Origin of the sequence: Furfurilactobacillus curtus (assembly GCF_045862785.1) — a bacterium.
In the GTDB taxonomy this organism is placed as follows: Bacteria; Bacillota; Bacilli; order Lactobacillales; family Lactobacillaceae; genus Furfurilactobacillus; species Furfurilactobacillus curtus.
Map to the genome: position 1 here is coordinate 35,851 of NZ_BQXO01000003.1, position 22,018 is coordinate 57,868.

Consider the following 22,018-nt stretch of genomic DNA (forward strand, 5'->3'; position numbering starts at 1 on the left):
ATAGCCCCACTTATTTGAGTGATTTGTTCCAGAAATATTTATAATTTTTTTCGCATGATTATCATCATAAATTTATTAAATAAACAGATGAAATTCATATCACAAATAACGATGATGGGCTGTCAAAATCGCCTAACAAATCACTTTTTTCAACAATCTCAGAGTGTATACAAATACTATGGCAAGTAAAATCCAGGTTAATCTCCTAGGTCTTCCTAAATTATTGATTTTTAAACTAGCTCTATTTTCTAAATGCTTACTACAACAATACGCCACCTTATCATTAATTAACTCTGTATTCGAAATGGCTGCATTACTAAGGATTCTCATCTATTATCAATAGCTATTGTTTAATTTACCCAATCATCCAGATGGTAAGCATTGCTCTAATCTCAGAATACATTCAAAATCTTGTGCGTAATCGCTGCAGAGCGAATTATTATGTTGGATATCTATCTCCATTTAAAGAATAATTAAACTTTTTTCCACACATTATCTTTCTGATACATCTGACTTTTATTAGTTACTCTCCCGCCACGGGTACTTTTAATTTATCTTAGTTAAACTAACTATGTTCAAATCTAAAAATAAACATGCTAAATAGAATGCCAATGTTTATAAGAAGTCTAATCCCAGCCCTTTTATTTTTCGACATTCACAAATCTGAATTTATGGTCATTTATTTAAGTTTTAAAGTAAAAGAAGGCTGCCAACAACAATAAGCCCCTTTCTCATTACTTTGATTTAACCCAAAAACTTCCGGAAAAATTTTCTTCGTGCTATGCTGAAAAAGATGTAAAGGAGGGATCGACAAATGAAAGATTTATTTGCCCGGGGATCGATTGACGTGACCGACGCCACGCAAAATAATTTAAAGCACGTAAGTTTGAAGATTCCAAAATATCAAACCACCGTATTCGTCGGTTTATCTGGATCTGGTAAATCTTCGTTGGTTTTTGATACCATTGCAGCCGCCTCAAGACGAGAGCTCAATGAAACATTTCCAAGTTTTACACAACAATATTTACCCAAGTTCGGTCAACCTCACGTCGGTAGCATTGACCATCTACCGGTTGCCATTGTAATTGAACAACAACGAATTGGAAAAAATGCCCGATCGACACTGGCAACCTATACAGGCATTTATTCATTGCTCCGACTGCTTTTTTCACGAATTGGAAAACCCTTTGTTGGTTATTCGGACTCATTTTCATTCAACCTCCCCCAAGGGATGTGTCCACACTGTCAGGGATTAGGGTATGTGGACGATATCGACGAATCAAAGCTGATTGATCCAGAGAAATCATTGAATCAAGGTGCGCTGACATTTGTAAGCTTTGGCGTCAATACGTGGCGCTGGAAACGATATGTCAATACAGGATTATTCGACAACGACAAACCATTGAAAGACTACACACCTAAGGAATTCGAGCTACTCATGCACGCACCACAACAAAAATTACAGAACCCACCGGCTAATTGGTACAAATCTGCCCTTTATGAAGGTTTAGTTCCACGGATTCGCCGCTCAATCTTGGGTAAGGCTGAAGCCAAACATCATCAAGCCGCGATTGCTGCCATTGTCACCCGACAACCTTGCCCTGTTTGTCATGGCGCGCGGTTAAACCCAAAAGTCCTGACTAATCATATTAACGATATGAATATTGCAGAGGTCAGCGAACTTGATTTAATCCATGTGATCCGTTTTCTGAACGCAATCGAGGTGCCCCTTGCCACTGATGTCATTCGAGAATTAAAGACAAAGATCCAATCCTTGATCGATATCGGGTTAGGCTATCTCACCTTAAATCGGAGTACAAATACACTTTCAGGTGGTGAGGCCCAACGAATTAAGATCGCTAAATTCTTGACCAGCGCGTTATCCGATATGGTTTATATCCTGGATGAACCTAGCGTAGGTCTGCATCCCCATGATATTCAATTAATCAAACGGGCGCTGACAAAGCTTAAAGAAAAAGGCAATACCATTTTGATCGTGGAGCATAATCCTAGTATGATCGACTTCGCTGACTACGTAGTTGAAATTGGGCCGCAAGCGGGTCAAGCTGGTGGAAAAGTAACTTTTACCGGTAGCTACCCTGAACTTCTAAAATCAAAAGCGATGACCGCTGACTGGCTACGACGTCCTGTTTCGTTTGGCAAAAATCGGACAATGACGGGTTTCTTAGCGTTACGTGACATTTCGAGCCATAACTTAAAACAGGTTTCAGTCGACATCCCATTGGGCGTCCTCACGGTGATCTCCGGAGTTGCAGGATCTGGAAAGAGCTCCTTGGTATCAGCACTCAAACAACAACTGACAGATGACTATGTCGATTTAAGCCAAGACCCGGTTGGCATTACAATTCGGTCGACACCGATCACGTACTTAGAAATTCTGGATTCGGTCAGAAAATTATTTGGCAAAACAAATAACGTGTCAACACAACTATTCAGTTATAACGGTAAAGGCGGCTGCCCACGTTGTCATGGCAAAGGCGTGACGATCACCAACATGGCATTCATGGATCCGGTAATTCAAGTCTGTGAACTGTGTGGCGGCAAACGCTATAATAAAGAAGCATTAAACTACCAGTATCACAGGCAAACCATCGCTGATGTTCTAGCGATGACAGTGATAGATGCACTGGCTTTTTTTTCTGATCAACCCAAGATTGCAGAAAAGTTAGGCCATTTAGATCAAGTGGGTCTTGGTTACCTCACATTGGACCAGCCCCTCACCACCTTATCAGGCGGTGAACGACAAAGACTCAAATTGGCGTTAGAACTCAGTCACTCTGGTGAGATCTATTTACTAGATGAGCCCACGGCCGGTCTTCATTTGAAAGACACCGATCGGCTGATGATGTTGTTCAACAAATTAGTCGATCAAGGTAATTCATTAATTCTCATTGAACATAACCTGGCTGTTATCAGCCAGGCCGATTGGCTCATTGATATTGGCCCCGACGCTGGCCGCTATGGAGGCCGATTGATGTTTAGCGGTCGACCAAAAGATGCCGTAAGCCACAACGATTCAAGAACCGGCATGGCTCTAAGAGAATTATTGAATTCACGACAACATTGATGCATCAGCTGGACTTTTTAACCGGACAATCGGAAATGTGAGGCTTTTGACTTAGCCTCTATGGTAGTAATCGCTAGATAACAAATCGGGCCGAGGCAAAATTTTTATTTTTGTCTCGGCCCGATCATTTACTCATATAGTAATATCCATCAATACATATTGTTAGAGGCTATAAAATTCCAAAATCCACAATTAATTTATTTGGTATTTACCGATAAAGTTGACTAAAGTAAATCGCATAGGAGGATGTGAAGATGAGAAATAGTTTTTTTGAACGTCGCGATGATTCTCGCCCTTTACCAATAGTGGATGATCACATTAACAATGGTCGCCTCTGGCTGCTATTCATTTATCCAATCGTTCTAATAATAAGTGTGGTCCTCATTTCAGAACGATTATCAGCCGGACACGATTGGTTAATCTTTTTTATACTATCATTGATTCCTACCTGCTTGTTTCTTGGTGGGTATTGGCTAATCAGTGGCCAATCACCATGGAAACTTTTTCAGCATGTTTCATTGAAAGAGTGGGGATATACTGGCCTATTGTTCATTGCTCAAATCATTTATTCAATTATTACGCCAAAAATACTATTGGTGTTTGGGGATAAAACTGTAGGTAATCCAAATGCCACAGCACTTTTAGGCTCCCATAAGTGGCCAATTTTTTTTATCCAAGCTTTTAATAATCTTTTTCAATTAATGGATGAAGAGTTTCTGGGGATTTTTATCTTTTTAGCAATGACGGCAATTTTAATCCAACAATTCCATCTCTCTAGAAACACAGCAATTTGGGGGTCATTATTTATCTCAATGATCGCTTTTGGCTTGGCCCATTTTGCAGTTTATAATTGGAACCTACCACAAATGTTACTTGTGATCGGGGTTGCCCGAATCTTTATGACTGGCTCCTATTTACATTCAAAGAGTATTTGGACTGCTTTTGTTATGCACTATTTATTTGATACCTCTGGGTACCTAATAGTAACGATGTTTAGCTCGTTTATACCTCACTTACATTAGATTTCCATAATATGCTAAAAGACTAAAAGCGCATTTTCCAGCCTGGTTCGTCAGTCAGGATGACAAAACACATTTAACAAAGCAAACTATAAATTCAATCCCATAATATGATTTAGCTTGCCCCGTCGCGTAAATTCCCAACGTTTTTAAATACGCTAGACTCATTTTTTCAAATATAAGTGTGCAGGCCCCCCTTTATTGAACCAAAAACTGATCACTCTGCACTCATAAGAACACGCAAGGCCGCTATTAACGCGCATACAAAAACTTGAACATAAATATTTAATAAGCTCCAACCGCAGTGCTATGCCACGGTCGAATCCTCATCGAGAAGCCTGTCATTAAACATTACTTGATCACTTATTAGGGTAAAAGTTATCAATTGATTGTCATAAAAAACCGACGATTTCTCATTCGCTTTTTGAAGCGTTTTAGTTGGTTTAGCCTCCCCACTGGTCATAATAAGTTTGCTGTTCAATTCCAAATCTATCAGTTACAGTGAACATAAATCTCAACCCAGAATTGTGACACCAATAGTATCTTAACCTCGCCACTTTGTGTTCAACCATTATATAATTAGCGAATTTCTTCTTCAGGTTTATCTTAATTGACAAGCAAGATATGGTACCTATTAATTAAGTTGTTTGCCTAACACTGAGAACATACCAAAGTACCATTCAACTTCATTTTCGTAGACACAATTAAAGACTTGGCAGCCTCTAGTACTGGATACTTTGGAATTATCTGGTATATCGCTAAAACGAGTAACAATATTCAGCTTTGAAATAAAAATTCCACCATAAATACGGTATAGCTACCGCTTAATCTTCAAAGTTCAGATGACTTTAAAGATCAACACAAACCCCTTTGCTAAGGTTAGTCGCCCCTTTTAGATACATACCATGAGGAAATGATGGTAAATTTTTACGGGACGATCACTCATTAAAACTTTCCGATAAATTTGGTTACAAAAATATCGTGCCTCTAAAAGAGACACGATCTTTTTAAAACCTTCGTGCATACTTTGAAATGCTTCATCTACCTGAGCAAATGGTAATCATTTACTTTTGGAAGTTAATCATCACAGCTACATTGCTGGATTAAGCATGTTTGCGCTTAAGACCGAAGCTCAGTAAACCTGCACCCAAAGTAGCAATCAAAGTTAAACCAAGAACAGCACTAGCATTTTCATTAGCAGCAGTTGCTGGTAATGCAGCTTTGTTGTTAGTAGTAGCCGACTTAGTCGCAGCTTTGTGACCAGAAACAGCAGTTGGCATTACCTTGGCACCGTTTTGACCAGTGACTTCAGCCCCATTTGTGGTCTTGTTACCAGCTGTTTCACCACTCTTGGCATCAGTCGTCGAGCCGTTGTCTTCGCCCTTGCTTTCATTGTTGTCACTAGGCTTGTTGGTGTTGGTATCCCCGCCATTACCCTTAGCGGCAGCATCATCTTTAGCTTTTTGACGGTCAGCATCAAGTTGTGATTGATCAGGTTCAGTTGCCTTACCCTGACCAGCTTCAGCCAACTTTTCAGCAGTCAAATGACCGTATTGCTTGTTGTAAGCATCACGGAAGGCTGGGTCTTGAGCAGCTAATTCTTGTTCGCTCATTTGTTTACCAGCCGCGAAGTCTTTAGTAGCTTGATCGATACCTGCAGCAGTTGACTTCAAGATGTTTTGACTAGTCTTAGTGAAAGCATTCTTGTAAGCGGTGCGGTATGCAGGACTCTTACTTGCCAGCTCTTGTTCAGATAAAACTTGGTTCTTTTCAGCAGCAAGAATCCCATCAGTAGCGCCTTTATAAGCATCATTGTATGCATTGACGAACGCTTCACTCTTGCCTGAAAGAACATCACTGCCAAGATGTGTGTGGTTCAATGCATCAGACGTAGCTTCGTCAGTTGCTGCATCGCGATCAATCGTAGCTTGACTGTTTTGCGTTGCTTGGCCTTGGCCAGCATTTGCTAACTTTTCAGCAGTCAACTTACCATACTGCTTGTTGTAAGCAGCGCGATAAGCTGGGTCTTGAGTAGCTAACTCTTGTTCGCTTGCTTGTTTACCAGCAGCGAAATCTTTCGTAGCTTGATCAATACCCTTAGCACTAGATGCTAAGATATTTGAACTAGTTTTAGCAAAAGCAGTCTTGTAAGCTGTCCGGTATGCAGGCGTTTTAGCAGCTAATTCTGCTTCTGACAGAACTTTGTTTGCTTCAGCGGCAGCAATGCCATCTTGAGCACCTTTGTAAGCATCGTTGTAAGCACTAACAAAGGCTTCACTCTTACCTGAAAGGACATCTCCACCAAGATGAGTGTTATTTAACGCATCACTAGTAGCTTCATCAGTTGCTGCGTCGCGATCAATCGTAGCTTGACTACTTTGTGTTGCTTGGCCTTGGCCCTTTGATGCAAGTTGATCAGCCTGAGCTACTTCAGCCAAGTGTGGCTTCATGATCTTATTGTACCCATCACGGAAACCAGGTGTCTTAGCAGCTAACTGGGCATCGGTCATTGGTGCGATTCCAGCAGTGATATCGCTAGAGGCCTGTTGAATCCCTTCAGCAGTTTGCGCCAAAATGGCTGTACTCGTTTGACGGAAAGCATCTTGGTAAGCAGTCCGATAAGATGGTGCTTTAGTTGCCAACTCCTGAGTAGTTAATGGTGAAACGCCCTTTTCAGCGGCCAAAGTACCGTCAGCCTTACCCATATCAGCGTAAGTCTTTTCTAAGGCTGCTTGATAAGCAGGCTTGAATGCAGGACCGCCAGCCATAATTGTTGCATCTGAAGCAGCAGTATTTGTCTTAGCAGCCTGTACACCAGCATTGGCGCCAGCAACGGCTTCATTGTAAGCCAAGACAAACTTGTCTGATTTACCAGTCAATACGTTGCTGCCTAATTGGTTGCCGTTTAAAACAGCGTCAATTCCGGCCGCCTGACCATCTGCAGCACCTTGGACGTCGTTGGAAGCGTTCGTCAAGGTTGTTTGCGCATCAGCCACACCCTTATCAGCTGTGGCGTTATTACTGTTAAGTAATTTTTGGAAACTAGCTGATTGCGTGTTTGCAGTTTGAGTAGCTGTCGCAAGCGCTGCCTTATCCTTAGCAATAGTTTGCGCATCATTAGCTGGTGTGTCTGTCATCAATTGTTGCATGGCAGTGTTGACAGCTGCTAAGTATGGCGCCATAGATGCTTTATAGCTTGCCAAAGCGTTAGCTTTTAGAGTAGTGGCTCCCTGTTGAGCTTGTGCTAATGCGGCTTTAGCTGCAATTACAGCCTGATTAACAGTTTGGTTACTGTCGTTTTCAGCGACGTTACCTTGACCTGCAGACCCTTGGCCCTTAGCCATGTTCGTATTGCTTTGGTCCTTAGCTGATTGATCAGCAATCGTAGATGCTGAAGGTGTACCAGCATTACCTTGACCATTAGCAATGTTAGTCGCATTTTGATCCTGAGCGGATTGTCCGGCTTGAACGCCAGGTGCTGGCTGAGTCGCTGTACCAGGCTGGTTATTCTTCATCTGATTAACAACTTCAGTGCTTGTTTGACCAGCAGCGCCTTGTTCATTACTACTATCGGCATGAACACCACCGGCAAATGCACCTAACGACAAGAAAGTGATCGGCACGATCAACCATTGTTTACCGGCCTTGACCATCTTGAAACGTTTCTTTGTGTCTCGTGACATATTTTCCTACCTCCAAAAGTAAAAAAAGAAATTTAAGACAGACTCGCGATTATTGAATCGTAAGAATATCTTAATAACAACTACCGTAAGTTTACGATATTTCTATTTCATAACCAATGGTATTTGCAAAGGTTTCCATAATAATATAATACTGACGTTATAATTATATCAGCATGTACCCCTGCTGTTGTAGAAAGTCTAGGTCCCAATTTTTACGCATCGGAAAGTAATCTGTCAGAACATGTAGTTTAGAATGCGGTTCTTTTCGTTCAAGATTCCTTGAATATACCTTTAACATGCTTAAAAAACCATCTAGATCTTCATACACGTAAGACAAAACTGGCCGAATTGCAACATAACTTTGCATCAAAAGATAAGTCAACATCTCTTGATCCAGATCTTGATGTTTCTGGATATACTCAAAGCCTAAATCCAAGATCACGTAATGGTTCGGTATATAAAAAGCATGTTCCCCTCGTTCAAGTGCTTCTAAAACAACTCCACAGCTATCAATAAACTGAATCCTGGCCGCACACCCAATTGCTTGGTCAATTTGATGATGTTCATCAAAAATCGTTAATCCCATCACTAAATCAGCGCGAAAGGCTTTCAGCATTTTGGGCTCTTGCAGAACTTGCTGAAGATGGCGATCAAGCCGACTAGTAACGGCCTCCTCTAGGCTAGCACCATCGGCAAATAATCGTTTGTCAACCGGTGACATGGTCTTAAAAAAAGTCTCTTCTGCTTGTGACATATAGCTCCCCCACATGACAATATCAATAAATTTTTAATCATGATTTTGATTAGTTTACATCTTACAGCTTGCTTGTAGAATCAAACAATACTCCTTTTATAACTGTTTAGTTATACGAGAATAATTATTATAGCATAAGAGTTTTGTACTTTCTGCTTTGAGAGTGTTCTAAACTTATGGCATACAACTAACTCTTTCCAGCAAGGAGCAAGTGCCATGGATAATACTTTATTAACATTTCTTCAAGCAATTGAAGAAGCCGGCAGCATCTCAAGCGCGGCTAGAAAACTATTTGTTACACAGCCTTACGTGAGTCGCATTATCCGACAAGCCGAAGATCGCTTCCATGTTCAATTAATTAATCATAAAAATCGACCAATCACCCTTACTTTGGCAGGTACTCGCTTGTTAAACTACCTACAAAGATCACAACAATTGGCCCAAGAAATGGATTCTGAAATGAGCCATTTTGCTCACCAGCAGGCACAAGGCCAACAATTAAAGCTCGCAGTTGATCCGTCGATCGCACATCATTGGCTCAGCTTGATCGTTCAAGACTTAATTAGACAAAATCCAGACTTGCACATTAGTGTGACTGCTTTAGCCGGTAAGGCGGCAGAAAATAGTTTGCTCAACGGTAACATCGATGCCCTACTTGGTTCACCGTTGACGAATAGTGAAACACAATTTACCTTAATTACCAATCAACCAGCGACACTTATCATGCCTGAACCAATTCATGCTTCTGATCAACCATCAGACTTGTCCCAATTAGAGTTTGGTCACTTAGATGGACTGCGGCTCATTTCAACTGCAGACCAATCATTCAGCAATGGTTTAATTATGGCTTGGTTAACCAAACATGGCACCCACATGTCAGATGCAATTAAATTACCAACTTTTGAAAGCGCGATTAACTTAGCAGTTAACGGAGTTGGCGTAACGGTTGCGCCAGACATCCTCATCAAACGTCAGTTCAAGCATATCAATGCCATCACACTACCCATTCCTCTCAAAGAGCTTTCATTCCAAGTTGGGATTTCTTGCTTACCTAGGGCGATGGAGCGAACCAAACCACTCCTACCTGCCACCCAATCCTCAGCGAAGGAACTATTCGATATTTAATCTATTTTTATTAGAGCAAAAAACGATGTCCCCTAATCAACATTAAGGACATCGTTTCTTTACATGCTTATTTGCCGTGTCGTATCTATTTGGTCGATTGACGTTTTTTGAGCCCGTATGGTAAGACAACGGTCCGTTCACCAATCTCTTCATTGTTCATAAGTTTCGTCAGCAACCGCATGGATACAGCACCAATGTCATACAGTGGTTGAGTAATGGAGCTCATCCGCGGACGGGTAATTTCCGTAAACCGAGTGTCATTACTAGTGATGACCTCAAAATCAGCAGGTACATCAACCCCTGCATCGGTTAAACCATTCAATACGCCAGCAGCCAATTCGTCATCACCGACATAGGCTGCGGTCGCTTTCACATCCTGTAACGCTTGCGCGAGTGCATAACCGGCACGATACGAATAGTCGGTTTGGAAGACGAGTCCCGCATCATAATTTAATCGAGCGCTGCTCAAAGCCTGTTGATATCCCTTCAAGCGATAGTCATGGTTGATACTTTCATCCATTGATCCAGTCACAAACGCAATTCGTTTATTTCCTCGTTGAATTAAGCGATTCATCGCATCTGTCACCGCAGCAACGTAATCAATATTCACCGATGGTAATTGCCGTTGCTCATCGACAGATCCGGCTAATACAATCGGTGCATGAGCCCGATCCAAGCTTTCACGCAATTCATCACTAATCTGATTGCCCATAAAAATGATGCCGTCAACTTGCTTAGCGGTTAGGTTATCAACCACCTGCAATTCTTTGTCATGATTTTCATCTGAGGAGGCCAAAATAATGTTGTACTTGTACATCAACGCCACATCGTCAATGCCCCGCGCTAATTCAGAAAAATAGGAGTTGGTTAAATCTGGAATCACAACACCGATGGTTGTTGTTTTCTTTGAGGCTAATCCGCGAGCCACTGCATTTGGTCGGTAGTCCAGCTGGTCGATCACATCGAGCACCTTTTGCCGGGTAGCAGGTTTAACGTTTGGGTTTCCATTAACGACTCGTGAAACGGTCGCCATAGAAACTGCCGCTTCACGAGCGACATCATAAATTGTAACGGTTTGTTTATCCATATGTTATACCCTTTCATCATTGATTTTATTTGTTTTCATTCGTTTTCACAGCCACTCAAATATAACAAAATATACATATGAAAGCAATTCTGTAACCGCTTTCTTTAAATATAATGCAAACCTTGTTCTTCTGCAAGAAGCCACGCCTGTTGTGCTATACTAAATTTGTTTATCGTAAATTTTATTATTAAGGAGCGCATGATGGCAGATTATACACAGCTTAACCGCGTACGCCAATGGACCAATGATCAAGGCGTTAACGTCGCGTACTTTAGCAACTTTCAGACGATTCAGTACTTAACTGGTTTTGGGTCAGACCCCATTGAACGAGTATTGGCTTTAGTGGTCTTCCCTGACCAAGATCCTTTCTTATTTTGTCCGGCATTAGAAGTTGAAGCCGTGAAAGACACCGGTTGGCCATTTGGAGTGTACGGCTACTTGGATCACGAAAACGCTTATGCCATGATCGCTGACCAAATCAAACATCGAACCGATAAAACGACCAAATGGGCAATCGAAATGGGCAATTTGACCATTGAGCGCTTCAATCAATTACATGAACAATTTCCGACATCCATGTTTGATACAGATGCCACCGACTTTATCGCCTCGTTACGAGTCATCAAAACACCGCACGAAATTGAGTTACTTAACGCAGCCGGTGCAGAAGCGGACTATGCTTTCGAAATTGGCTTCAAAGCTGTCGCAGCCGGTGTTCCTGAACAACGAGTGGCCGCTGAATTGCAGTATGCACTGATGAAGCGTGGTGTCATGAACATGAGCTTTGAAACGCTGATTCAGGCTGGCGCCCATGCAGCAGAGCCACATGGTGCAACCAGCGACCACAAAATTGAAAATAACGAGCTCGTCTTATTCGACTTAGGTACCGTTCACGACGGCTACATTTCTGATGCCTCGCGGACGGTTGCACTGGGCACGTTAAATGAAAAGCAAGCTGACATTTATAAAGTTTGTTTAGAAGCTCAGTTAGCTGCGATGGACGCTGCTAAACCAGGCATCACCGCTGCTGAGCTCGACAAAGTCGCTCGCGATATTATTGATCACGCTGGTTATGGCGAGTACTTTATTCACCGTCTTGGACACGGGATGGGTCAGTCAGAACATGAATACCCAAGCATTATGGAAGGCAACGACCTTGTCTTAACTGAAGGAATGTGCTTCTCGATTGAACCTGGCATTTATATCCCTGACGTCGCTGGTGTTCGGATCGAAGATTGTGTTCACATCACGGCAGATGGTTGTGAGCCTTTTACCCATACCAGTAAAGAATTGACTTATGTCGGTTAATCTTCAGTAGTCGCCCCACGCAAAAAGGAACTCACCTTTCCAGTGAGTTCCTTTTTGCGTGGGGTCATTTTAGTAACAAGCCCCTATTCTTCTATCAATTAACCAGCTCACCAACGGCCTCATTAAGCCTGCGTATTTGAATTGCTTTCCGTTGTTGAAGAATCGTTATCGCCAGCGTCTGAAGTGGCACTATCATCATTCGCTGAGGCAGCTGCACTACTTGTGTCTTCATCAGCCATACTTCCCGCGGCTGAGTCAACTGAATCACTGGCTGTCAGTACGATATCATCCTCATCATCGTCATCAGCATTTAACTGTGCGCGCAAAGATTCAGTTTCCGCGTCAAAGTCATCATGATCCGCAGCAAATCGATCCCGCAATGAAGCCCGGTGATCACCAAGATTGTCCGCAAAATCACGGGCGGATGCCGTAGCCGAATCAGAATAATCTCGCAGCGAATCCTTCATGTCATCCACAGCATCGGCTGCGTAAAAGGCATAGTCAACTGCCCGATCCCGTAATGCTTGATAACGTTCTAACCCTTCTTCACGCAAATGTTCCCGCTGTTCACTCGTCAATGATCGATAACCGGCATATGCCGCAGCACCGCCTAATACTAAACCTAACCAAAATCCTTTTGCCATAAGATTTCCCCACTTTCATCGAATCAAACTGCCGACTTTACACCAAAACTAATTTTTAAAACTAACTTTCGTTGGTATCCGTCCGTTTAGCATTATGTTTAGAGACCATGTGGTAAACCGAGGTTGCTGTTCTTGCTAGCGAACCAAATCGTCCCGCCCGCTGACCAGAGTTAGTCACCCGTTGCGTTAAGTCACGTGTCGCTTGGTTTAAATCTGAAACACTCTCACCAAGATCACCTGCGGCCTTGAAAACCGGATCAATCGTGGCAACTTTATGATTCACATCGTCCAATAATTCATTGGCATTACCCATAATATCTTCAACTTGTTTCGATAAAACATCCACATCACTGGTAATCACAACCATACTTCGGTTAATTTCACCAAATGTTTTGGTCAATCGCATGAGAAAGATACCGATAAAACAAACCAACAGTAAAAAGGCGATCGCCGCAATTAAACCAGCTACTTGTCCACCTGTCATATTTTGCCTCCACCTACGTTTAATTTAATGAAGCCTGTCACTTGTTACTTTTCACCAGCATACCATAAAAGTGGCTGCCGGAAAAACCGTTTTCAATAAGTGATTACTCGTCAGAAAGGTCGGTCAATGCCGTCATTTCTGCCTCACTAAGCGTAATGTTAGCTGCGGCAGCGTTGCTAAAGAAATGAGCCGCATTTGCAGTACCAGGGATTGGCAAAATGACATCAGCACGTTGCAATAACCAAGCTAATGAAATCTGAGCTGGCGTTGCATGATGGATCGCTGCAATGTTGGCCAACACCCCACCAGCCTCAGCTAATTCACCAGTAGCTAATGGGAACCAAGGAATGAACGCTAAATGATTTTCTTGGGCATAAGCTAACACGTCCTCATCACTGCGGTCAATCAAATTATATCGATTCTGAACGGATACGATCGGGACAATCTGTCTGGCGGCCTCTAATTGAGCTACACTGACTTGACTGAGGCCAATATGCTTAATTTTCCCTTCATGTTGCAAATCTGCTAGAACACCTAATTGGTCAGCTAATGGATAATCAGGGTCAATGCGATGTAACTGCACCAGATCTAACTGTTCTAACCCAAGAGAAAACAGGTTCAATTCCACTTGTTGTCGAAGATAAGCCGGATTACCTAGAACTGTCCACTGATTGGGTCCTTGTCTAGTAAAACCAACTTTAGTGGCAATCATCTTGTGCGCACCTTGGTAATTCTGCAACGCTTGTTTTAAATACAAGTTAGCAAACCAAGGACCGTAAGCATCCGCTGTGTCGATGAAATTCACATCACTATTTAATACCGCATCCACGACAGCAACGGCATTTTTTGGATCTGAATTTGGACCCCAGACCCCCTTACCGGGAAGCTGCATCGTCCCATAACCCAATCGGTTAACCACTAAGTCATCATCAAATTCAAATACTTTCTTCGTCATTTTATGTCCCCCATTGTAAAGGTTGTTGTTAACTCAGATACAATTTGACCATCGCGCGTATGAAAGTCTACTTGACACTGTTGCCCACTGACGGAAACAATTGCGAATGTGCCACCTAGTTTAGCAAATTCACCACGTGGCTGACTGACACTTCCTGGGTTCAAAAAAAGCGTGCCATCATTTTGTGCTAATCCTAACTCATGCGAGTGACCGAAAAAGACCATGGTCGCCTTTTCTTGCTTGGCAGCTAGTGCTAAGGCTGTGAGATCTAATTTGATCTGATAGCGATGTCCGTGTGTCAAGAAGATCCGCTGATTTCCCATCGGTATCAACAATTTTTTAGGATACTGCGGATCAAAATCCATATTTCCACCAACCACATGAAAAGTTTGCCATAGTGGGTCATCGGCGGGCAACTCTGAATCGCCACAATGAAACCAGCCATCAATCTGACCGGAAAACTGAGCAACTAGTTGCTCAAGAATGGCTCGATCACCGTGGCTATCACTAACAATGAGTAGTTTCATTAATCTTCCGCCCACCATGTTGGAAATTGTTCTAAAAGAGCTGCCATTGCTTGACCACGATGACTAACCTCGTTTTTTTCGGCCGTCGACATTTCAGCGAATGTCTTCTTCATGGACGGTACGTAAAACAGTGGATCATAGCCAAAGCCATCACTGCCATGAGCTTCCCGCAGAATCTGACCGCGGACATCGCCACTGACAACCAAACGCTTTCCATTCGGTTTGACGGCCACAATCGTGGTGTGAAAATTGGCGGTCCGTTCATCATCAGGAACATTAGCTAACGCCTTTAGTAGCTTTTCATTATTAGCCGCATCATCATGGTTGCCCGCATAACGAGCGGAGTGAATCCCAGGCGCCCCATTTAAGGTGTCAACTTGTAAGCCAGAATCATCAGCAATAATAGCCATCTCCACGCTCTTAGATAAAGCATCTGCTTTAATTTGCGCGTTTTCGGCAAATGAACTCCCATCCTCAGGAGGTACAGTGACACCAGGAAAGTCGGCCAATGTTAAAACCTGAATCCCTAATGGTTCTAAACGAGCTTTATACTCTGCTGCCTTACCCGCATTTTCTGTCGCAATTACAATTGTGTCCGCCATGATTAACCTCCAAAATTGACCAGTGATAGTGATTTATAACATCTCTCAAGGTGATGTTCGTTACATTAATAATGACTATTTTACCCGTAAAATTCAATCAATCACGACTTTTGATACATCCATTCCAGCTAATTCCAGCCATGATTGCGCGATGGTCTTAAACATTACCGGTGACCCGGTCGTAAAATACCGATCTTCGCCCACTTTTTGTGGCGCGGCCATCTGATAAACATCGAGAAGTTGGGCCACCCCATTAATCGTCTCCGCACCAGAATTAATTAGCGTAACCTGATCTCCCATTACATTTTGAATAAATGGAGCCAACAAGGGGTAATGGGTACAACCCAAAACCAACGTGTCGATCCGCTGATTTAACAGTGGTTGGAGCGTTTCAGCAACGATCTTCTTAGCAATTGGAGCCTGATACTCATTACTTTCGACCAGTGGCACAAACTTAGGACAAGCCAGGCTGGTTACCTTGAGATGCTTATTTTGTGCGTGAATCGTCTTGGCATAACTATCTGCTCGAACGGTACCTTCTGTGGCAATCACGCCAATATGGCCGGTCTTGGTCGCCTGAATAGCTGCTTTAGCCCCTGGCTTAATCACCCCAATTACTGGAATCGTTAAGGCCGCCTGTAAATCTGGTAAGGCCGCGGCCGTCGCCGTATTACAGGCAATGACTAACAACTTGATTGGTTGAGCTTCCAAGAAATGGACCATCTGCCACGTAAAGGCTCGCACTTGACTGGCTGGTCGCGGTCCATAAGGGAGCCGCGCCTGATCACCGATAAAACGAATCGTCTCGTTGGGTAATTGTCTTAACGCTTGTTTAACGACTGTCAAGCCACCGACACCTGAATCCATCAACCCGATTGGCAACTGCGGGTCTAACCGTGAGCGATCAATTTCTACCATTGTGCTTACTCCTTCTTACGTTACACTAAAATTCTTGAAACTAAATCATGAGCCTTTTACGGATCAATTTCAAGTTTGAACCTCTTAACAAGCTTCCTGATTTTGTATGAAGACAAACAACTTTTAAATTAATTAATTTACCAAGCAAAGCAGATGAAAGTTCCAGATTAGAACGCTATACTGAGAGTAAGACATTCGCTGAGGTGAAGATTAAGATGGATCAATCAACCTATGAAAAATTGCGCCAGCAACCTGACGTTTCCGCGCTAGGGGCTGCTTTTATGCGAGATGAAGTGCTGCCAACCATTCTCGGCACCGACCAAATGAATATTCTCTACTGGATTGGGCGCCAAGTTGCCCGTCAAAATCCATTGGCCGACGAAGTAGCCATCATAAATTTTTTTGACCAGGTCGGCTTTGGTACTCTAACGCGTACCAAACAAAACCGGCGACAACAGCAGTTCACCTTAACCGGCGCTACTGTTACGGGCCGTTTAGCTGCCAATCCTGATGCTGATTTTGATTTAGAAGCCGGCTTTTTGGCGCAACAGTTTGAGCTCATCACTGGCGCAGCAACTGAAGGAACCGTCAACGAAATTCAACATGATGGGGTCTCATTGATGATTCAAACAGATCCGAAAGACTTAATTGGTGATAGGGCCGCCAATGTTCCGACCCTATCAATTAAACCCAAATCAACTCCCCCCACGGCCGAAAATAATATTTAAAAATATAAAAAAATCGTCGGAAAATCCGACGATTTTTTTCGTTATAAAGTATCCGCTTGCCATTATTTGAATTGTTCAATATTAGTGGTAGTCGGGTCTAACTGTTGCCAGTCCGTCGAATAATACCGTGAATTGATATGGTACTTTGTCGTGGCACGTTGATTTGCTAAGAATGGTCGAACACCCTGATCGACGGCCAACCAACCGCGCCAACCTAAGTGAATCGTATCCTCCATAAAGTATGGTTCGCCACCATCATGACTCAGATCCAACACATGATTAAAGCCTTGAGTCGCCAACTGATGTTTAATTTTTGCATTAGTTTGATCAATCATATTCATGTTAAGTCCTGTGTAGTCAGCCCACTTTTGATTAATAGGTGGTAAAACAAACAACACTTCAGTATGGGTTTTAGCAAATTGATTCAAGACCAACTCAAAGTCGCTATATTCTGGTGATTGTCGATAATTCAAGTGACGCTGGGCACCCTTTAATTGCTTGATGTGTCCTCGCAATCGCGTCGAATAAAAATGATTACTGATCCCCAAATCATTATTAGTTGTGCCAGCTTGGCCTAAGCGATCGGCTGTTTGTTCCAAGGCGCTAGTGCTTTGAGAATCGGGCAATTGCTTCATTCCCCGATCAATTTTAGCAATATTATTATCCAATCCAATGTCAGAGAACAACTGGTCTTCATGGGTCAACATGAGTGCTTGAATGGATAATTGCAGCCGGTCATAATTAGACAATGCATGCCCACTGCCGACCTTTTTCAACATGCGCGTGATTGCCCGATCGGAACGCCCAGAAGGCATCGCTAACAGTCGTTTAGCCGCATAACGATCCATCGAATTATTCTGCTCTTGTTGCAACCAATCGACGGTTTGCAATTTTGAGTAGTAAAAGGCAAACGCATCCGGACGAGCACCCTTTTTAACGAACCACTGTGGCGAGATAATAAAGACAGCTTTTTTATGCTGCATTTGGGTACTAATGGTTTGCATCATATAGTACTGCGTTAAGGATTGCGTCCCCGCCGCACCTAGTAAAAACGGACGATAATTCCGATGATACTTTTCCGCTAACACAGATGGATGTAATGGATCCATTCGTGCTAATTCACTTGAACCAAAAAACGGCACGTAATGACCAGACAAGGCAGTTTTTTTAATCTGTCGTCCCTTAAAAACCTGAGGGGACAGTGAAACTGCTGCCCGTCGCTGAATTGCTGACGAAGGCTTACTAGAGTTAAGTGGCGATAACAGTAGCGCCACGAGGATGACAAATGCAACAATCACCGGCCCAATAATCAGCCACAGTCGTTTAGACGAATTCATAATTATCCGACAAGTCCTTCCACCTTGGTCACAATTTTAGCTGGGGTATCCCATTCTGTCCGTTCAAATTCGGAGACCGGAACGTTGATCCCTAGTTGGTTTTGCAATTCTAGCAGTAATTGAACTGAACCCATTGAGTCTAAAAGCCCTTCATCGAATAAGTTGGTGTCCATTGCGTCAGACACATCACTCCCTGTTAAATCGTTTAAAATATCAATCACTGTTGCTTTTACATCCATGATAAAGCGCTCCTTTATTTGCTCTTATGCAATTTTATTTAAACCAAAGTTTGTTGAGAAAACCTGAGAATAATAAGAAACTGACACAAACTGTATTAAACGTTAGAAAAATTGCGAAGGCTTCCGTCAGTTTATTGTGTGGAATCGCCGCTTGATGTTTCTTCTTAAATCTTAACCACCAGTCATTGATCACTAAACCTGATCCTTGGTAGATCCCATAAGCAATATAATACCAAGTGACCCCATGCCAAAATCCCATGATCAACATGTTTAAAACATAGGCCACATTACTGGTTGTGACACGGCTCTTAAAGATTTTTTTCTTCATCATCATGAAGACTAGTCGCATAAAGATAAAATCTCGGAACCAAAAAGATAACGTCATATGCCAACGATTCCAGAAATCCTTCAAGTTCTTAGACCGGAACGGCTGGTTAAAGTTCATTGGCGTTTCAATCCCCATCAGGTAGGATATCCCAACGGCGAAGAGCGAATAACCGGCAAAGTCAAAGAACAGATCCATCGAGTACGTATACATATACCCGACCAGTGGCCAAGAGAAGCCATGACCCCCATAACGCATGGTCATTAAATCCATTCGCGGCAACAGAACACTGCCAAACAGATAGGCTAGTAAGAACTTGTATAAGAAACCTAAGAATAGGTAATGCACAGCTTTTTCGATCATGCCTAGATATTTCTGACGATCTGGGACAACCTGATAATCATCTAACCACCGCCGATAACGATCAATCGGCCCAGATGAAATTGTTGGCATAAAAAGCAGAAATTCAATAAATAGCAGTGGATGGAAATCCTTAATCAATCCATCGCGCATCTCCATAATCATGCCGACGGTTTTAAAGGTTAGATAGCTAATACCTAAAAACCCAAACAACGATGACTGACCAGCTGCTACGGCCGGCGTAATCTTGACAAAAGATAACGGGATGATGCTTAACACAACTGCCAAATAAAAGACCCAACCTTGGTTAAATCGTTTTCGATAGGCCATGTAACCGCCAACCATCAACCATTCCCAAAGCACGAAGCCAATCAGTGCGATACCTTGCTGCCATTTAGCCCCGTCAAACATCAAAAAGATGAAGACCAAGGACACGAGACTTTGATACCAACGCCAGCGATGCCCATGATACAAGCCGATCATGAGCGGGATTAATCCAATAATCAAGTAAACAAAGTATTGGGGATTCCCATATGGTTCTAAATTAATCATGCTGGGTTCACCTCAGCAATAATGGACTTAATATCAACTTTGCCGTTAGCTGTTAATGGCAAACTCTCCTGATAAATAAAGCGGTTTGGAATCATATATTCCATCATGACGTCCTTAAGTTCCCGTTTGATGGCAGTTGTTCGTTGCAAATCGCTAGCAAATTCGTCGGATGGTTCTGGAACCACGTAAGCCCACAGTTGATTAACCTTATGATTAGCATCGTACTTTGGCACTGCTACCGCTTGTTTAATCCAACGGTTCGCGTCCAAGTAATGGTTAACCTCTTCGAGTTCAATTCGATAACCGTGCAACTTAATTTGAAAATCGATACGGCCTAGATAATGCAACATCCCAGCTTCATCCAGAAAACCCAGATCACCAGAATGATAGGCTGGCCGCCCATCTTCTTTGAAGAACGCCCGTTGCGTTTTAGCTGGATTATTTAAATAACCTTTGGAGACACTCGGCCCGCTGATGACAATCTCACCTTGTTGCCCATCTGGAAGTTGTTGCCCATCTTCGTCAATAATGCGAATCTGAGTATCACCTTTAACCGTCCCAATTGGGAGCCGCCCTTTTTGAATCAAAGCATCGGTAATCTCTACACCGGTGACCGCAACCGTCGTTTCTGTCGGGCCATACGTGTTAAAAATATGCGCATGTGGGAACCGTTGCCGCAAATTTGTAGCTGTTGAAGTCGTTAATTCTTCACCACAAAACAGGAAGTGCGTTAAATCCGGTAGATGCGCCTCATCAAAGGTTGGTTCTAATAAACAAATATCAGCAAACGATGGGGTGGCAACAAATACATTCATCGCCAATTTAGGTAATGTCGCAAATAACTGACGAAAATCATCAGTAATTCGTTTTGGTAATGCAGCCAGTGTGCCACCTAATGCTAACGTGGGAGCCCAATCCATCACTGATAAATCAAACGAAAAAGGCGGTTGGGCCATTGTGACTGGGTTAACCGGCAGTCTGAAGTCATCGTCGATCATCCAATTGACAAAACTCAATAAATTATTATGGCTGACTTGAACCCCTTTTGGCATGCCTGTCGTGCCGGACGTAAAAATAATGTAATAGTTGTCGTCACCACTCACCGCATGCGTTAATTCATAGGCAACATCGGTCGTCGCCAACAGTTGATCTAAACGTGCTCCAGTTAAAATCGGCACATTATCTAATTCAACGGGTAAAGCATCAACGGCGATAACCGCTGCTGGCTTAGCAATCTCATTAATCATGGTCAGTCGATCATTAGGTGAATGCGTATCAACTGGAATATAAGCGTGTCCTGCCTTAACCGCGCCTAAGAAACTGGCGATCATGGCAAACTGTTGTCCACCAAAAACAATGATGGGCGCGCCATCAGGCAGTTGCATGTCATCCAATGTTTGGGCAATCGTGTCTGAAGCCTGTTTTAATTCCAAATAAGTATGAGTCGTCCCCAACTCGTTATAAACCACTGCATCTGGACTGGTGGCGGCCCAGTTGTCGATGGTGGTAATCATATTATCGATCATAAGAAATCCTCCGTTTATCAAACACTAAAATTCGTTGTAGATAAATTTACTTTGATTAACTCCCGAATAACTGTACAGATATAACAGCAGAAAAAAGACTACAAAGTAAAATGCGGTTCGTAAGATAAACGTCACCCATGGTTGTGCTAACCACAGTTTAATCTTTGCCATGCAATATACGCCTCCACTTATGCCAATACAGTCAGTATAGAAGCTTTTTCCGAAAGGATTGGTAAAAAAAACCTTAAGAGTTGATTGATATCAATCAAAGGCTCTCTAATAGCATACCAGAAAGTCCACAAAAAAACCCCTAACCCTTACTGAGAAGGATTAGGAGTACCCGGCCGCGGGGTAACAGCTGGCTAGGCCGTATACTGCGCCAAAGTTTTTTCAATTTGTTCTTTACTGTGATAACCCACTAAGGTATCTACCACAGCGCCGTCTTTTTTCACAATCAAGGTCGGAATGCCCATGATACCAAATTTAGCCGGAGTGTCTTGATTCTCATCCACATCCATCTTACTAAACGAGACCTTCTCACCCATTTCATCAGCTAATTGTTCAACAACTGGTGATTGCATCTTACATGGGCCACACCAAGTCGCCCAGAAATCAGTAACGCTAACCCCAGTGTTGGTGTCGGCTTCAAAAGTCTGATCTGTTGTTTCTTTAACTGTCATATCGACGGCCTCCATATTCACTAACTTTTTGTTCGTAATCAAAGTGTACGCTTTTTTATAAATGTTGCAACGAATTT

At 42.7% G+C, this 22,018-nt stretch carries 20 protein-coding genes; 5 read left to right on the plus strand and 15 right to left on the minus strand.

All coding sequences use genetic code 11. The features are described from left to right. The first annotated feature begins 814 nt into the window (after positions 1-814). Positions 815-3,088: an ATP-binding cassette domain-containing protein gene (locus ACKTR2_RS06005; RefSeq protein ID WP_407883539.1), complete on the plus strand. Its 2,274-nt coding sequence runs from the start codon at positions 815-817 to the stop codon at positions 3,086-3,088. 254 nt (positions 3,089-3,342) lie between these two features. Then, positions 3,343-4,110, plus strand: coding sequence for a CPBP family glutamic-type intramembrane protease (locus ACKTR2_RS06010; RefSeq protein ID WP_407883541.1), 768 nt, complete (start codon positions 3,343-3,345; stop codon positions 4,108-4,110). Between the two features lie 1,100 nt (positions 4,111-5,210). On the opposite strand, the gene ACKTR2_RS06015 is transcribed toward ACKTR2_RS06010, so the two are convergent. Both ACKTR2_RS06015 and ACKTR2_RS06020 read right to left on the minus strand, forming a co-directional pair. Then, on the minus strand, positions 5,211-7,790 hold the full coding sequence (locus ACKTR2_RS06015; RefSeq protein WP_407883543.1) for a KxYKxGKxW signal peptide domain-containing protein: 2,580 nt from the start codon (positions 7,788-7,790) through the stop codon (positions 5,211-5,213). A 163-nt stretch (positions 7,791-7,953) separates the two neighbouring features. Beyond that, positions 7,954-8,544, minus strand: a complete 591-nt coding sequence (locus ACKTR2_RS06020) for a hypothetical protein (protein WP_407883545.1) — start codon at positions 8,542-8,544, stop codon at positions 7,954-7,956. Positions 8,545-8,760: 216 nt separating this feature from the next. On the opposite strand from ACKTR2_RS06020, the gene ACKTR2_RS06025 reads away from it, so the two are divergent. After that, positions 8,761-9,669 carry a LysR family transcriptional regulator gene (locus ACKTR2_RS06025; protein WP_407883547.1) on the plus strand — a complete coding sequence of 303 codons (909 nt, stop codon included), beginning with the start codon at positions 8,761-8,763 and terminating at the stop codon, positions 9,667-9,669. Between the two features lie 85 nt (positions 9,670-9,754). On the opposite strand, the gene ccpA is transcribed toward ACKTR2_RS06025, so the two are convergent. Further along, positions 9,755-10,756, minus strand: a complete 1,002-nt coding sequence (gene ccpA / locus ACKTR2_RS06030; RefSeq protein ID WP_407883549.1) for a catabolite control protein A — start codon at positions 10,754-10,756, stop codon at positions 9,755-9,757. Positions 10,757-10,957: 201 nt separating this feature from the next. Here ccpA and ACKTR2_RS06035 point away from each other — a divergent pair, with 201 nt between their 5' ends. Then, positions 10,958-12,064: a M24 family metallopeptidase gene (locus tag ACKTR2_RS06035; RefSeq protein WP_407883551.1), complete on the plus strand. Its 1,107-nt coding sequence runs from the start codon at positions 10,958-10,960 to the stop codon at positions 12,062-12,064. A gap of 122 nt (positions 12,065-12,186) precedes the next feature. Here ACKTR2_RS06035 and ACKTR2_RS06040 read toward each other — a convergent pair whose 3' ends face one another. The 6 genes from ACKTR2_RS06040 to racE form a co-directional block, all read right to left on the minus strand. Then, entirely contained in the window at positions 12,187-12,708 is a 522-nt protein-coding gene (locus ACKTR2_RS06040; protein ID WP_407883553.1) for a hypothetical protein, read from the minus strand. A 61-nt stretch (positions 12,709-12,769) separates the two neighbouring features. Then, a complete protein-coding gene (locus ACKTR2_RS06045; protein WP_407883555.1) occupies positions 12,770-13,192 on the minus strand; it encodes a DUF948 domain-containing protein in 423 nt (140 codons plus the stop codon). 103 nt (positions 13,193-13,295) lie between these two features. Then, on the minus strand, positions 13,296-14,147 hold the full coding sequence (locus ACKTR2_RS06050; RefSeq protein ID WP_407883556.1) for an aldo/keto reductase: 852 nt from the start codon (positions 14,145-14,147) through the stop codon (positions 13,296-13,298). Further along, positions 14,144-14,674, minus strand: coding sequence for a metallophosphoesterase (locus ACKTR2_RS06055; protein WP_407883558.1), 531 nt, complete (start codon positions 14,672-14,674; stop codon positions 14,144-14,146). The genes ACKTR2_RS06050 and ACKTR2_RS06055 overlap by 4 nt, the downstream gene beginning before the upstream one ends. Then, a complete protein-coding gene (locus ACKTR2_RS06060) occupies positions 14,674-15,276 on the minus strand; it encodes an XTP/dITP diphosphatase (protein ID WP_407883560.1) in 603 nt (200 codons plus the stop codon). The genes ACKTR2_RS06055 and ACKTR2_RS06060 overlap by 1 nt, the downstream gene beginning before the upstream one ends. Before the next feature lie 93 nt (positions 15,277-15,369). Next, complete coding sequence (gene racE / locus ACKTR2_RS06065) at positions 15,370-16,194, minus strand: glutamate racemase (RefSeq protein ID WP_407883562.1); 825 nt, start codon at positions 16,192-16,194, stop codon at positions 15,370-15,372. Between the two features lie 215 nt (positions 16,195-16,409). Here racE and ACKTR2_RS06070 point away from each other — a divergent pair, with 215 nt between their 5' ends. Continuing rightward, entirely contained in the window at positions 16,410-16,922 is a 513-nt protein-coding gene (locus ACKTR2_RS06070; RefSeq protein ID WP_407883564.1) for a DUF2507 domain-containing protein, read from the plus strand. A 62-nt stretch (positions 16,923-16,984) separates the two neighbouring features. Here ACKTR2_RS06070 and dltD read toward each other — a convergent pair whose 3' ends face one another. From dltD to trxA, 6 genes are all read right to left on the minus strand, one after another. Beyond that, positions 16,985-18,259 carry a D-alanyl-lipoteichoic acid biosynthesis protein DltD gene (gene dltD, locus ACKTR2_RS06075; RefSeq protein ID WP_407883566.1) on the minus strand — a complete coding sequence of 425 codons (1,275 nt, stop codon included), beginning with the start codon at positions 18,257-18,259 and terminating at the stop codon, positions 16,985-16,987. 2 nt (positions 18,260-18,261) lie between these two features. Next, positions 18,262-18,498 carry a D-alanine--poly(phosphoribitol) ligase subunit DltC gene (gene dltC / locus ACKTR2_RS06080; RefSeq protein WP_407883568.1) on the minus strand — a complete coding sequence of 79 codons (237 nt, stop codon included), beginning with the start codon at positions 18,496-18,498 and terminating at the stop codon, positions 18,262-18,264. Positions 18,499-18,532: 34 nt separating this feature from the next. Continuing rightward, the gene (dltB, locus tag ACKTR2_RS06085) at positions 18,533-19,735 is read right to left on the minus strand and encodes a D-alanyl-lipoteichoic acid biosynthesis protein DltB (RefSeq protein WP_407883570.1); all 1,203 of its coding nucleotides are present in this window, start codon (positions 19,733-19,735) and stop codon (positions 18,533-18,535) included. After that, entirely contained in the window at positions 19,732-21,261 is a 1,530-nt protein-coding gene (gene dltA / locus ACKTR2_RS06090) for a D-alanine--poly(phosphoribitol) ligase subunit DltA (protein WP_407883572.1), read from the minus strand. The genes dltB and dltA overlap by 4 nt, the downstream gene beginning before the upstream one ends. A gap of 24 nt (positions 21,262-21,285) precedes the next feature. Then, positions 21,286-21,432 (minus strand): teichoic acid D-Ala incorporation-associated protein DltX, encoded by a 147-nt coding sequence (locus tag ACKTR2_RS06095; RefSeq protein WP_407883574.1) that lies wholly within the window; start codon positions 21,430-21,432, stop codon positions 21,286-21,288. 191 nt (positions 21,433-21,623) lie between these two features. Beyond that, positions 21,624-21,941 (minus strand): thioredoxin, encoded by a 318-nt coding sequence (gene trxA / locus ACKTR2_RS06100; RefSeq protein WP_407883576.1) that lies wholly within the window; start codon positions 21,939-21,941, stop codon positions 21,624-21,626. Positions 21,942-22,018: the final 77 nt, after the last annotated feature.

Coding starts and splice junctions, on each gene's coding strand:
- ACKTR2_RS06015 (WP_407883543.1), bottom strand. CDS start 7,790: ATGTCACGAGACACAAAGAAACGTTTCAAGATGGTCAAGGCCGGTAAA.
- ccpA (WP_407883549.1), bottom strand. CDS start 10,756: ATGGATAAACAAACCGTTACAATTTATGATGTCGCTCGTGAAGCGGCA.
- ACKTR2_RS06070 (WP_407883564.1), top strand. CDS start 16,410: ATGGATCAATCAACCTATGAAAAATTGCGCCAGCAACCTGACGTTTCC.
- trxA (WP_407883576.1), bottom strand. CDS start 21,941: ATGACAGTTAAAGAAACAACAGATCAGACTTTTGAAGCCGACACCAAC.
- dltC (WP_407883568.1), bottom strand. CDS start 18,498: ATGGATGTAAAAGCAACAGTGATTGATATTTTAAACGATTTAACAGGG.
- racE (WP_407883562.1), bottom strand. CDS start 16,194: ATGGTAGAAATTGATCGCTCACGGTTAGACCCGCAGTTGCCAATCGGG.
- dltA (WP_407883572.1), bottom strand. CDS start 21,261: ATGATCGATAATATGATTACCACCATCGACAACTGGGCCGCCACCAGT.
- ACKTR2_RS06025 (WP_407883547.1), top strand. CDS start 8,761: ATGGATAATACTTTATTAACATTTCTTCAAGCAATTGAAGAAGCCGGC.
- dltB (WP_407883570.1), bottom strand. CDS start 19,735: ATGATTAATTTAGAACCATATGGGAATCCCCAATACTTTGTTTACTTG.
- ACKTR2_RS06010 (WP_407883541.1), top strand. CDS start 3,343: ATGAGAAATAGTTTTTTTGAACGTCGCGATGATTCTCGCCCTTTACCA.
- ACKTR2_RS06050 (WP_407883556.1), bottom strand. CDS start 14,147: ATGACGAAGAAAGTATTTGAATTTGATGATGACTTAGTGGTTAACCGA.
- ACKTR2_RS06040 (WP_407883553.1), bottom strand. CDS start 12,708: ATGGCAAAAGGATTTTGGTTAGGTTTAGTATTAGGCGGTGCTGCGGCA.
- ACKTR2_RS06035 (WP_407883551.1), top strand. CDS start 10,958: ATGGCAGATTATACACAGCTTAACCGCGTACGCCAATGGACCAATGAT.
- ACKTR2_RS06045 (WP_407883555.1), bottom strand. CDS start 13,192: ATGACAGGTGGACAAGTAGCTGGTTTAATTGCGGCGATCGCCTTTTTA.
- ACKTR2_RS06060 (WP_407883560.1), bottom strand. CDS start 15,276: ATGGCGGACACAATTGTAATTGCGACAGAAAATGCGGGTAAGGCAGCA.
- ACKTR2_RS06005 (WP_407883539.1), top strand. CDS start 815: ATGAAAGATTTATTTGCCCGGGGATCGATTGACGTGACCGACGCCACG.
- ACKTR2_RS06095 (WP_407883574.1), bottom strand. CDS start 21,432: ATGGCAAAGATTAAACTGTGGTTAGCACAACCATGGGTGACGTTTATC.
- ACKTR2_RS06020 (WP_407883545.1), bottom strand. CDS start 8,544: ATGTCACAAGCAGAAGAGACTTTTTTTAAGACCATGTCACCGGTTGAC.
- ACKTR2_RS06055 (WP_407883558.1), bottom strand. CDS start 14,674: ATGAAACTACTCATTGTTAGTGATAGCCACGGTGATCGAGCCATTCTT.
- dltD (WP_407883566.1), bottom strand. CDS start 18,259: ATGAATTCGTCTAAACGACTGTGGCTGATTATTGGGCCGGTGATTGTT.